At 57.3% G+C, this 12,768-nt stretch carries 9 protein-coding genes and 2 tRNA genes; 7 read left to right on the forward strand and 4 right to left on the reverse strand.

All coding sequences use genetic code 11. The annotated features are described in order from the left end of the window. Positions 1–127 precede the first annotated feature (127 nt). The 5 genes from MUN80_RS01785 (at position 128) to MUN80_RS01805 (ending at position 9,380) form a co-directional block, all read left to right on the forward strand. Positions 128–2,980 (forward strand): TonB-dependent receptor, encoded by a 2,853-nt coding sequence (locus tag MUN80_RS01785; protein WP_244718816.1) that lies wholly within the window; start codon positions 128–130, stop codon positions 2,978–2,980. A 129-nt stretch (positions 2,981–3,109) separates the two neighbouring features. After that, positions 3,110–4,834: a T9SS type A sorting domain-containing protein gene (locus MUN80_RS01790; protein ID WP_244718818.1), complete on the forward strand. Its 1,725-nt coding sequence runs from the start codon at positions 3,110–3,112 to the stop codon at positions 4,832–4,834. A gap of 228 nt (positions 4,835–5,062) precedes the next feature. Further along, entirely contained in the window at positions 5,063–6,643 is a 1,581-nt protein-coding gene (locus tag MUN80_RS01795; protein ID WP_244718820.1) for a hypothetical protein, read from the forward strand. A 248-nt stretch (positions 6,644–6,891) separates the two neighbouring features. Beyond that, positions 6,892–8,115, forward strand: coding sequence for a glycosyltransferase (locus MUN80_RS01800; RefSeq protein WP_244718822.1), 1,224 nt, complete (start codon positions 6,892–6,894; stop codon positions 8,113–8,115). After that, a complete protein-coding gene (locus MUN80_RS01805) occupies positions 8,112–9,380 on the forward strand; it encodes a lipopolysaccharide biosynthesis protein (RefSeq protein WP_244718824.1) in 1,269 nt (422 codons plus the stop codon). Before MUN80_RS01800 ends, MUN80_RS01805 begins: the two co-directional genes overlap by 4 nt. Positions 9,381–9,491: 111 nt before the next feature. Here MUN80_RS01805 and MUN80_RS01810 read toward each other — a convergent pair whose 3' ends face one another. Next, positions 9,492–10,490, reverse strand: a complete 999-nt coding sequence (locus MUN80_RS01810) for an AAA family ATPase (RefSeq protein WP_244718826.1) — start codon at positions 10,488–10,490, stop codon at positions 9,492–9,494. Positions 10,491–10,661: 171 nt separating this feature from the next. Here MUN80_RS01810 and xrtX point away from each other — a divergent pair, with 171 nt between their 5' ends. Together xrtX and MUN80_RS01820 are read left to right on the forward strand one after the other, a co-directional pair. Beyond that, positions 10,662–11,204 (forward strand): exosortase X, encoded by a 543-nt coding sequence (gene xrtX, locus MUN80_RS01815; protein ID WP_244718828.1) that lies wholly within the window; start codon positions 10,662–10,664, stop codon positions 11,202–11,204. Further along, on the forward strand, positions 11,197–11,715 hold the full coding sequence (locus MUN80_RS01820; protein WP_244718830.1) for an XrtX-associated membrane protein: 519 nt from the start codon (positions 11,197–11,199) through the stop codon (positions 11,713–11,715). Before xrtX ends, MUN80_RS01820 begins: the two co-directional genes overlap by 8 nt. A gap of 13 nt (positions 11,716–11,728) precedes the next feature. On the opposite strand, the gene MUN80_RS01825 is transcribed toward MUN80_RS01820, so the two are convergent. The 3 genes from MUN80_RS01825 to MUN80_RS01835 form a co-directional block, all read right to left on the reverse strand. Further along, complete coding sequence (locus MUN80_RS01825; protein ID WP_244718833.1) at positions 11,729–12,127, reverse strand: hypothetical protein; 399 nt, start codon at positions 12,125–12,127, stop codon at positions 11,729–11,731. A gap of 206 nt (positions 12,128–12,333) precedes the next feature. Beyond that, positions 12,334–12,416 (reverse strand) — tRNA-Leu (locus MUN80_RS01830). A gap of 173 nt (positions 12,417–12,589) precedes the next feature. Further along, positions 12,590–12,665: transfer RNA gene (locus MUN80_RS01835), tRNA-Gly, on the reverse strand. Between the last annotated feature and the right edge of the window lie 103 nt (positions 12,666–12,768).

A 12,768-nucleotide genomic window follows, 5' to 3' on the forward strand; every position in this document is an offset into this window, starting at 1 on the left:
GTGCAAAAGTAATGGTTTTCAACATAATATGTATATATCCCCCTGACAATAACATAAGCGTAATATTGTCGCAATACTGGCATAATAGGGCTACGGTAGTTTTGTGAAACGAAAAAATCACAGCTGTATGCGCCGTCTAGGACTACTGTTTATTTTTCTGATTATCAGTTCCTTAGCCTTTGCCCAGCAAGGAGTAATCAGTGGTAAGGTAACTGATAAAAAGACGGGGGACGGCGTAATTGGCGCCACCGTGCTGGTCACGGGCACAGTGCAGGCGGCCCCGGTAGATGTGCAAGGAAATTACGAGCTCCGGCTTGCCCCCGGCACCTATAATATCACCATGACCTACATTGGCTACAAGCCGCTGACGTTTGCAGGTATTGTAGTAACGGCCAATGGCAAGACCACCCTAAACGGGGTGATGGAAGAAAACGCGACCAACCTGAAGGAGGTGACCGTGACGGGCCAGAAACAGACCGGCACTGAGGTGGCCATGATTCAGGACCTGAAGAAAAGTGAGGTGGTGGTAAGCGGCATGAGCAACGACCAGATCGTGAAAACCCTGGACCGCGACGCGGCCGAAGTAGTGAAGCGAATTCCGGGCGTAACCATCCAAAACAACAACTTCATTGTCATCCGGGGTTTGGCCGAGCGCTATAATACAGTGCTCCTGAACGACGCGCTGACTCCCTCGGCGGAAGTGGATACCCGCTCCTTCTCGTTTGATATTCTGCCCAGCTCGGTTATCGACCGGGTCTTGATTTTTAAATCGGGGTCCCCGGAACTGCCCGGCGAGTTTGGTGGTGGCGTAGTGAAAGTGTACACCAAAAACAGCGTACTGGACAACTCCACCAGCTTGAGCGTTTCGGGTTGGAGCCGCAGCACCAACACCTTTGACAGCGGCTACCTGACCTCCAACCACAGCAACACCGACTTCCTGGGCTTCGACAATGACCAGCGTAAAATGCCGGACGCTCTTAGCGTGTTGAAACCGGCTACGCCTTCGGATGCCACCCAGACGGAAGCTCTGCGCGGCAACCTGCGCAATGAATTTCTGCCCCGCGTAATCACCTCACGGCCCGATTTGCGCCTTTCATTGGGTGTCAACCGCAAGTTTGAAATCGGGCAGGCCTACGTAAGCAACGTTACTTCGATTTCCTACTCCAACACGCAGGAACAGTATACCTCCGAGCGGCAGCGCTTCGATGCGTACATCCAGCCGGGCATTTTGCCCGACGCCGACTTTAGCTACGTGGATACCCGCAGCGTATCGGCCGTGCGGTTAGGCATCATTCACAACTACCAGGTTCGCTTCAATGACCGTAACCGCCTGGAGTTTCGCAACTTCTTCAACCAGTATGGCACCGATGAAGTCGTGAACCGCCAAGGTTTGAACTTTGAGAACGGTACTGGCCCCGACGCGCAACAGCGCAACGACTACGCCCTGCATTACCAAAGCCGGAGCATTTACTCAGGCCAGTTAGGCGGCAGCCACGATGTTGGCGCAACCAACAACACTACTCTTACCTGGGCCACGGGTTATAACTACGTAAACCGCGAAGAACCCGACTACCGCCAGAACCAGCAGGCCCGCTACAACCGCCCCGGCACCGAGGACGACCCTAATCTGCTCAAGGTCGTCATTGATATCGTGCCCCAAACCAGCTCCCGCTTCTACTCTACCCTGAACGAGAACACCTACATGGCCAGCGGGCAGGTAGAGCGCCGCTACCGGGGCCGTGATACCACCAGCGTTAATCAATACAAGGTGCGAGCCGGCTTCTATGCCGAGGAAAAGGAACGGAAATACAGCAGCCGCTACTTCAACTACGCTCGTTCGCGCAACTTCAACTTCGCGCTGGCCGACCTGCCGCTGAGCACGATTTTCAACGATGAGAACATCAACCCCGACGGCGGCTTTGTGCTGCGCGAAGGCACGCTGCCCCAAGACCGCTACACGGGTAAGAACCGCTTGGTAGCCGGCTACCTCAGCGGCGTAGCTCCCATATCGGACAAGTTTAGCTTCAGCGGCGGGGTGCGCCTGGAATACAACCGCAAGTCGTTGGCCTCAGGGGATACGGAGTCGGAAACGTCGCCGGAGAAGCCCTACGAGGAAACCCGCACCTTCTGGCTGCCCTCGCTGAATGCTACCTACAACTTCACGCAGCGCAGCCTGCTGCGGGCAGGCGGTAGCGTGTCGGTAAACCGTCCGGAGTTCCGGGAAGTAGCCAACTACACGTACTACGACTTCAACACGAACTTCTTTATCCAGGGCTCGTCTGACCTGCGTACGGCCCGCATCTATAATGCCGACCTGCGCTACGAGTTCTACCCTACCCGGGCTGAGCTGTTGTCGGTGGGCGTATTCTACAAGCACTTTACGGATGCCATTGAGCAAGTAACCCGCTCGACTTCGAACGTAACCCTGACCTACCAGAATGCCGACAAGGCCTACGACGTGGGCGTAGAGGTAGAGGCCCGCAAGTCGCTGCTGGATGTGACGGACAGCCGGTTTCTGCAGCGCTTCTCCTTCGTAGTAAATGCCTCGCTGATCCGCAGCCGGGTAGATCTGGACACAACGAAAGCCGAAAACCGGGATTTCGCCGTCACCAACCGGCCGCTGCAAGGCCAGTCGCCCTACGTGGTGAACTTCGGCACCTTCTATCAGGACGACGAGCACCACTGGCAGATTTCGGCCCAGTACAACATCATTGGCCCTCGCCTGGCCTTTGTAGGCGACAAGACCCAGAACTACAGCGTATTTGACCTGCCCCGCCACGTAGTGGATCTGGCCGTGACCAAAGGTTTCAAATCGCACCTGGAAGTGCGGGCCGGCGTGCAGAACCTGCTCAACCAGCAAGTGCGGCAGTACTACGACATTGACCGCAACGGCAAGATCAACGGCTTCGAGAAGGATGCGGTGTTTGCCCGCTACCGCCGGGGCGTATACTCGACGCTGGGCCTGACCTACCGCTTCTAGGTCCTTACCGCTTTTAGGTAACAGAAACATAACCGGGAAGCAGCAAAACGGTAACGCCGAATCATTTTCCCGGGACCGGGAGCTGCTGACCTTTGTCGCACTATTCATCCTCCTTCTAAGTGTCTCCTCATGAAAAAGACGGTACTCACCCTGCTTATGGCAGCCATGGTCGTAGCTTCAGCTCAGGCCCAATGCCCCGCTAACCCGGTCAATCTGGTATCGGTAGGCACTGGTACGTCGGCCAAAACCGGGTTTGAAATCACGACCAACACGACTTGGACGCGCAGCAATATCTACCTGCTCAACGGGATTGTGTACGTGAACAGCGGCGTGACCCTGACTATCGAGCCGGGCACCATCATCAAGGGCAGCTTCGCCAATCAGGGCGCCCTCGTCATTCGGCGCGGCGGCAAGATCAACGCAGCCGGCACGGCGACCCAGCCCATTGTATTTACCTCCGAAAAGCCCGCCGGCCAGCGCCAGCCCGGCGACTGGGGCGGCGTGATTATCTGCGGCAACGCCCCCACCAACAAAGCCGGCGACCCTCAGATTGAAGGTGGCACGCTGGCTAACTACGGCGGCAATGACCCCAACGACAACTCGGGCGTCCTGCAATACGTGCGGATTGAGTACCCCGGCATTCCTTTCCTGCCCGGCAACGAAATCAACGGCCTGACCCTGGGCGGTGTGGGCGCCGGCACTACCATCGACCACATCCAGGTAACGGCTTCCGGCGACGACTCCTTCGAGTGGTTTGGCGGTAGCGTTAACGCCAAATACCTGATTGCCCTGGCCGGCACCGACGACGATTTCGATACTGACAACGGTTTCTCAGGCCGGGTGCAGTTCGGTGTGGCCGTACGCGACCAGAGCCGCGGCGACTTTGCTAATAACGGCGTCTCGAACGGCTTCGAAAGCGACAACGACTCTGACAACAGCGCCCGCACGCCCCAGACTTCGGCCGTGTTTTCGAACATGACGATTCTGCTGCCGACCTCCCCTGCTCCGGCCAGCCCATTCAACAACTCGGCCGGCGCGCTTATTCGTCAGAACTCGGCCCAAAGCATCTTTAACAGTGTCTTCGCCGGGCGCCGCTCGGGTCTGGAAATCGCCGGTGGCGGTGCCGGCACCACGCAGGCCAATGCCACTTCCGGCGCTCTGGCATTCCAGAACAACGTGCTGGCGGGTTACTCGCCCCGCGCCGGCCGGATTGGCGGTGCGACATCCGCTACTCCCGCCTTCAACATCAATGCCTTCGTAGGGGGTAACGGCAACGACACGACCCGCACGGTAGCGGGTGTGGGCCTGAACGGGGACAACTTCTTCTTCAACGGCAACTGCAGCGGTAATGCGCAGTGCGTACCGAGCTTCGCCCTGCCCGCAACCTCCATGCTCAATGCAGGTGCCGCTTTCACCAGCAGCAAGCTGACCGGCGCCGGTAACGGCGGCCCCAACAGCACGTTCGAAGTGGTAAACTACCGGGGAGCCTTCGGGGCTACCAACTGGGCTACGGGCTGGACCAACTTCAATCCGCAGAACACCTGCTACAACACCCCGGGTTCGGTACTGGCTGCCAAGTCGGCAGCCGACGAGAAAGTGCAGGCCCTGAGCGTAGCTCCTAACCCCACGGAAGGTGCCGCAGTGCTGTCCTTCGACCTGCCCCGTGCAGCAGTCGTAACGGTGCGCGTGCTGGACGTAACGGGCCGGGAAGTAGCCCTGGTGAGCGGTGCTACCAAGCTGCTGGCCGGCAACCAGACTATCCAACTGCCCGCTTCGCTGAAAGCTGGCTTGTATTTGGCCTCGGTTACGACCGAAGGCAGTGTACAGACCGTACGCTTTGTAGTAGCTAAATAAGTAACATACTACCTACTTAAGGAGCCAAGCATTCCACCCGGAGTGGCTTGGCTCCTTTTCTTTTCCCACTATTTACTACTTACAAAGGCAATAATTTATTTACAAAATATTCACAACGCGCTTAGTAACTACCTACCAACGACCAACTAAAACTAGTCCTTCTCTACCATACCGCCCTATTGCAATTGATTCAGTCCAATTCAACCATTACACCTAATCCCATTAACCATGAAAACCAATTTATTCCGCTTACTCATTCTTTTCAGCGCTTTGCTGGCGAGCTGCTCCAAAGAGGCCCAAGACACGCCGGCTCCTACTGCGGTAGCGCATAGTGAGGCAGCCACTATTCAGTCATCGGATGATATGATGACCCTGGGCCGGCAATTAGAAAACCCTTACACGGTAAGCACTATGCTAAAAGCCAGTAATAATCTGGCAGCCCGCGGTTACTCCACCAATGTCAATATCCGCACGACCCACCTGTACGTTCGTTTTTTGCCGAAAAGCACCCAGGAATATTATTTGATGGCCAAGGATGATGCCCTGGACATCTACGACCATCCGCTGGATTATGAAATAGCCCAATCGGGCGGTACGTACCACGACCCGTCTATTCCGAGTGACCAGTACTCGTGGCAGTATTGCGCCGTGAAAGCGGGGTATAAGTTTCCCGCTATTCAATACGAAGTACTCGCCGAGCTGTATCTACCGGAAACCGACAAAGCGGTGGCCGACGCCAGCAGCTTAGACCTGCTCGAAAATGAAGCCATGGTCATCACGGGCAACAGTGAGCCGAATACGGAGCTGCGCGTTGCTTCCTTCACTCCGGGCGGCCGAATCCAGGTCCGCAACGTGTTTCAGTACCGGGATTTCCGGGACAACCAAACCAAAACAGTAGACCAGATGATTGGGCTGGAGGGTGCCCAGGTGCGCGCTAACCGCTGGTTTACTACCCACCGCGCCATTACGGACGAGAATGGCTACTACCGGATGAACGACAGTTTCAAGAACCCCTGCAATTATAGCATCAAGTGGGAACGGCCCGACTTTGACATCCTGGACCGGGCCATATTTGGTCAGGCCACGCTGGACGGGCCCAAAAAATCCGGGGACTGGAATACTGATATTACCGGTGGCAACCAGTTATTCTATGCCACTATTCACCGGGGCGCCTGGGATTATTATTACAACGACCAATTGCGTAACAGCTTTGGTTTGAAAAAACCCCCAACGCGGGATAATATTTTTCAACAGCGCGTTTCGCTGCTGGCCAAAGATGAAAGTGCTACTGTTAACGGAGACTATTCCGGCTGGCGCGCCGCGTTTGGATTTCCTCACATCCGTATTTTCCGCTCCAACCGTAATTCCGACGAAATATATTCCACTACAGTGCATGAGTTGGCTCACGCTTCACACCAGGAAAACCGTGGCTGGTCATCATTCAATAACGTGGATGACGTAATTACGGAAAGCTGGGCACGTTGCGTGCAGTATTACTTCACTCTCTATCGGTTTATTCGCTACGCAGGCGGCTATGAATGGGCCGATCGTTATCAGAATACGCCCATTGTGCGCACCCCCCAACTGCACGCCTATACGCCCATGTTCCTGGATATGTGCGACGACTTCGACCAAAGCTACAAGTATGGCCCAACGCGCTTTATTGACCAGTGGGATGGCAACTATTATATGTTACGGCCCATTGAACAAGCGTTATCAACGGCCAGCACTTTCCAGGATTTGGAGCGCCTGCTGAATAGCACCGGCACCGATCAGTCGGCCACCGATTATTATAACCAGTACAAGTAAGCTGCTGCACGGAATTAACTGTTTGCAGCCAACCTACTACCGGCAACAATAGTGGTTTGGCTACCCCAAAACCGGTAGCTGCCAGATTAGAAAAACGCAAACCGTACGAATTCTCCGCAGCAAAACAGCTCTGTTACCAATGGTAGCAGAGCTGTTTTTTTATAAGGACCAGTCCGCAGCCCGCTGTGGCGCTCTGCTTGCTTTGCCCGATATTGCGGAGATTGTTCGTGTCTTATCAGTGCCGTGCCATGAGAATTCTTCACTTGCCCAAGTGGTACCCCCACCGCTACGACGACCAGGATGGCGACTTTGTAGCCCGACACGTAGCCGCCATTGCCCCGCACGCCCAGGTGGCCGTGCTTTTTGCCGCCGTAGCCCGTGGCCCCTTGCCCCACTGGACCGACTGCGAAGCCGACCTGGACGGCGAGATACCCACCCTACGCTATTACTACCGGGCGCAGTTCACCGGCCTAGCGCCCGTGGATAAAGCCTTGAAGTTGCTGCTGTATTTCTGGTGCCTGGCCCAGGGCTACCGCCGGTTGACTACGCGCTGGGGCGGGCCACCCCAGCTGGTGCATGTGCACGTGCTGCTGCGCACGGGCTTGTTTGCGTGGTGGCTCAGGCTCACGCGGGGCATTCCCTACCTCATCACTGAGCACTGGACGCTGTATCTGCCCCAAAATGCCGGACGCATCGGCAAGGTGCGGCGCTGGCTAAGCCAGCGCATTATCGGGCGGGCCGACGCCCTGCACACGGTGTCACGTAACTTGCAGCAGGCTATGCAGCAATTGGACCTGGTTAATGCCCGCCCGGTAGTAATTCCCAACGTAGTCGACACCCAGGCTTTCAAGCCGGCGGCCCTGGTTCCGAATTCCCGGGAACGGGTAATACCCGGCCAGCTGCTGCACGTGGCGGCTTTCAATGAGCAGGCCAAAAACCTGAGCGGCATTCTGCGGGTGGTGGCCCGCCTAGCAGATCGGTGGCCTGGGCTTACGCTACGCATTGCCGGCTACGGACCTGCCGAAGCCGAAGTGCGGCAACTAGCTACCACGCTGGGCCTGCTGGATACGCGCGTGTTTTTTCTGGGCAAGCTCACCCAGGCCGAGGTGGCGGCGGAAATGCGCCGGGCTGCCTGCCTGGTGTTGTTCAGCAATTACGAAAACCTGCCGTGCGTGCTGATTGAAGCCCAGGCCAGTGGCTTGCCGGCCGTGGCTACCGCCGTGGGTGGCGTGCCCGAGCTGCTGCCGCCCGATGGCTCCCGGGGCCTGTTGGTAGCTCCCCAGGACGAAGCGGCTCTCGAACAGGCCCTGTCTACGGTGCTGCGTCATCCGGAACGCTTCGAAGCCCGGCAGCTGCGCCACCACGCGGTGGCCCACTTCAGCTATGGGGAAGTAGGCCGGCAGTTTGCGCAGCTGTATGCGCAGGTACTGCGGCCGGCGGCCGGTGGCTCCTCTTCCCCACTTCCCTCATGATTCGTCGGATTCTGCAGAACTTTGCCACTCGCCTGGCTACAGCGGTGCTCAGCTTCGCCATCGTGTGGCTCACGGCCCGCTACCTGGGTGCCACCGGCCGCGGCGACGTCAGCCTGTTCGTAACCGACTGCGCGGCTATGCTGCTCTTTATTGGATTACTGGGCGGCTCGTCCCTTATTTATCTGGCCCCGAAGCGTAGCATCTGGCTTTTGCTGGTGCCAGCCTACGCCTGGGCTACGTTGGTGTGTGTGGTCGGCACCGCCGCCGTGGGTCTGCTGCGCACGGTGCCGCTGCTGTATCTGGGCCACCTGTTGGCCTTATCACTGTTACAGGCCTATTTCTCCATCAATACCTCTCTGCTACTGGGGCGTAAACAGGAAGCAAGTTTCAACCTGCTGAACCTGCTGCAGGTGGGGCTCCTGGCGGCTAGCATGCTACTAGCTTTTGCCGGCCTACAATGGCGGGAGCTGGCCGTCTATTATTACGCCACCTACGTGGCCTACGGGCTGCCGCTGCTACTGAGCTTCGGGGCCCTTTACCGTCTTCCCGACCGGTGGGCAGGGGGGCTAGGACTGCGCGACACGGTGCGGGAGCTGGCCTACCACAGCCGCGGGGCACATTTTTCCAATATCCTGACATTCGCTAACTACCGGCTGAGCTATTATTTCGTGGCGCACTACGCCGATGCCCGGGCCCTGGGCGTGCTCAGTGTTGGCGTGGCGCTGGCCGAAGCCATCTGGCTGATTCCGCGCAGCACGGCCTTGGTGCAGTACGTCGACCTGGTTCATGCCACCGATAAACACGCTCAGATTGTCCCTACCCTGCGCATTGCCCGACTTACCCTGCTGAGTACAACCCTGGCGGTGGTATTTTTGTGCGCCCTGCCGGCTCAGGTGCTTACGGTTATCTTCGGCCCCGAATTCGGCGCGGCCCAGCCCGTAATTCTGCGGCTGGCCCCGGGCGTGGTGGCCATAGCCGTCAACGTGATGTGCAGCACCTACTTTGCGGGCACAGGCCACTACCGCACCAATAACCTGGCGGCTACCGTGGGGCTGCTCGTGACGCTACCAGCCTGCTGGCTCCTAATTCCGGTGCTGGGCATCAATGGGGCGGCCCTGGCTAGCAGCTTATCCTATCTAGCCTCTATGACTTACCTGTTTTACCGGTTTTCCCAAGCCACCGGCGCGGGATGGACGGCTCTGTTGCCCGGCAGCAACGACCTGACTTATCTGCGGCAACTGCTACGGCGCGGCACCGCTGCCTAAGAGCCAAGCGGCGGATGCCCATAGCGTGCGTAGCAGGTTCTTTGTAAGGTTCGGGGACTCTACTTGGCGCGGCTATAATTCCGGTAAACTAAATACTCCCCATTTCACCGTTTAGCTAATCGGGACTTTGCGCAGGATGGCTTCAATCAGGTCCTGGGTGCGGATGCCGTCGGCTTCGGCTTCGTAATTGAGCAGGATGCGGTGGTTGAGCACGTCGCCGGCCACATCTTTAATGTCTTCGGGCAGCACGTAGTCCCGGTCGTCGAAGAAGGCCACGGCTTTGGCGGCGCGGTGCAGGGCAATGCTGGCCCGGGGGCTCACTCCAAACTGCACGTACTGCGCAAATTCGGCCAAATCGTACTCGGCAGGCTTGCGGGTGGCAAACACCAGCTCGATGATATACTTCTCCAGCGTCTCGGAAATCTGCACCTGGTTTATCATGGAGCGAATGCCGAAAATGTCCTCCTTGGTCAGAATCGGGTTTACCTCGCCCACATAGCTCATGTTGGCCATGCGGCGCATCACCTCCAGCTCGTCGGCTTTCTTGAGGTAATCGACATGCACTTTCATCATAAATCGGTCGACCTGGGCCTCGGGCAGCGGGTAGGTGCCCTCCTGCTCCACCGGGTTCTGAGTGGCCAGCACCAGAAACGGCAGATCCAGCGGATACGTGGTTTCGCCGATGGTGACCTGCTTTTCCTGCATGGCTTCGAGCAGAGCGCTCTGCACCTTGGCCGGGGAGCGGTTCACTTCGTCGGCCAGCACCAGGTTGGCGAAAATCGGACCTTTCTTGACTTCAAATACCGACTGGTTCTGATTGTAAATCATGGTGCCGACCAAATCGGACGGCAGCAGGTCGGGGGTGAACTGCACGCGCTGGAAGTGCAGGTGCAGCACCTTCGACAGCGTACTGATGGTCAGCGTCTTGGCCAGGCCCGGCACACCTTCCAGCAGGATGTGGCCGCCGGTGCACAAGCCAATCAGCAGGCGGCCGACCATGTACTGCTGTCCCACCACCACTTTTCCTACTTCGGCAAATACTTGCTTAATCTTTTGTTGGTAGTCAGCGGCTTGCATCGGCGGCACAAGGTCAGAAGAAGGCAACGACATAAGAAACGGGAACGGTACTCTCGTTAAAGGTAGCAAAAGCGCACCGACCTGCCGGTACCACGCCGCGGAATTTGGGTCTGCCGGAGCCTTTTTACCGGCCTTGATCTTGATGGCATGTGCAGCAGAACCGGTATATTCGCTGGATTCTTAGCTCCTCTATTCTTACCGGCCATGCCCGCCCCTACTGCTCCCGCTCCCGCCGACCTACGCCGTTTCCTGCTGCTGGCCGTGGCTTTTTACGCCCTCTGGTTTTTTGGTTACGAGCGGGCCCTAGCCCCCGATGGCCGCCTCGACGCAGCTTTGTCGGCTAATATCACCACGGCCAGCGCGGCGGCTCTGCGCGGCCTGGGCTTCGACAGCAGCGTGCACGGCCTGGACCCGTACTTGGTGCTGCTCAACAGCCAGCCGGTGGTGCGGGTGGGGCATCCGTGCAACGGGCTGGTGCTTTATGCGCTGTTTGCGGGCTTCGTCCTGGCTTTTCCGGGGCCCTGGCGGCGTAAGCTGTGGTTTATTCCGGTGGGCATGCTGGTCATCTACGGGATTAACGTGGTGCGCATTGGGGCCCTGGCCCTAAACCACCTCTACTCCCACCACACGGTCGAGTTCAACCACCACTACACGTTTACCTTCATCGTGTACGCCTTCATCTTTATGCTCTGGATGCTCTGGGCCCGTCGCCTGTCTAGCCCTGCTCCTCTTCCCGCCCATGCCTGATACTGCGGCCCCATTGGCTTCTTCCTCCTCATATCCGGAACTGGTAGTGCGCGGCTTCACGGCCGGGCTGCTCGTAGTAGCCCTGTTCTGGGCGGGCATGCACAACGACCTCGTTTTTGCGGTGCTAACCCAAACCTGGCAGAAAATCTTTCTCGCGCTGGGCCTCAATGCCGCGGCGGCCGGCCCGCAGAGCGGCGTCAGCACGCTGGTAACCACGCGTAGCCTGCCGGCCGTCTTTACGTACTCCCTGGTCTACACGGCCGCCTGCCTCGGGATACTCTACGCTGCTCTCTACGACGCGGCCCGCATGCGGCTGGTAGTGCAACTCTACGCCGCCGTATTTGCGGCCTGTGCCCTACTGCTGCTCGGGGGCAAGCTGCTGGGCGATGCCAGCTGGGCCTACCAGCTAGGCCGCCGCCTTATCGACTTTATTGTCTCGCCCTTGCCCGTTATCATTCTGGTGCCTCTGTTGCGCTGGTACGGCACTCAAACGGCCACTACACGCCGCTAAGCGGGCTTAATTGTTACATCTGCTGCAGCCAAGTCTGGGCAATAGTGATGTCATCGAAGGTAAGCACCACGATGCCAGCCGACGTGTATTGCAGGGTTAGGTCGGTAGAGAGGCGGCTGTAGACGTTGGGCGAGTACACCCAGGCAAAAAATTCGCAGCCCGCTTCCCGCATGGCCGGAAACCATTCCTTACCACCCCATTCAGCCGCGTCGGCCCACATGCTGGTCACCAGCGTATTATCGTTGAGCACTTTGCGGCAGCGCTCCTGCCGCACACACTCCAGCATCTTGGTCGCGCCCGAAACAACCGATTCGTAATCCTGGTCACCAATCCATTCTACATCCAGCCATTCGGCGAAGTAGTCGTAGCGAATGATGATTTGGGAGGTTTCGTACAGCAGGCGTTGACCCATACAACTGAAGTGGTAAGCGAAATTGTAAGCAGCTAAACTGGTCGTTGATTCTTTAGGTTGTCGGGACAAGCGAAATGGACCTGTTTAATAGGTAACCAAACCAGCCAGGCAAAGCTACGGCAATTAAATATTAAAAATAACCTATGTATTTAGCAACCGAGTAATCAAAAAGCCCCCGCTGCGCAGTGCAACGGGGGCTTTCATTGTACCAGAGACGGGACTCGAACCCGTACGTCCGTGAAGACAAGGGATTTTAAGTCCCTCGTGGCTACCATTACACCACTCTGGCAAAGTCACTTCACGTTATCTTGCTCCAGACAACTTCCTTCATATGTGTGTCAGTGAGGCAAAGTAACTGCAAATTTTTGATTCGGTAAGGGGTATTTACCTTGGAAAGCCAGAAGAAATCATCCGAAAAAAGGTTGAAAACAAAAAGAGGATGTTGCTGATGCAACATCCTCTTGGAGCGGGAGACGAGGTTCGAACTCGCGACCTCGACCTTGGCAAGGTCGCGCTCTACCAACTGAGCTACTCTCGCTTTTGATCTTGGCGCCGTAGTGGCGTTTTGATGTGACAAAGGTAGTACTGATTTTCTTGTTGTCAAGCGCTACCCCAAAAATAACCCTTGAAATTTTACTCCC

Origin of the sequence: Hymenobacter cellulosivorans, from assembly GCF_022919135.1 — a bacterium.
Taxonomy (GTDB): Bacteria; Bacteroidota; Bacteroidia; order Cytophagales; family Hymenobacteraceae; genus Hymenobacter; species Hymenobacter cellulosivorans.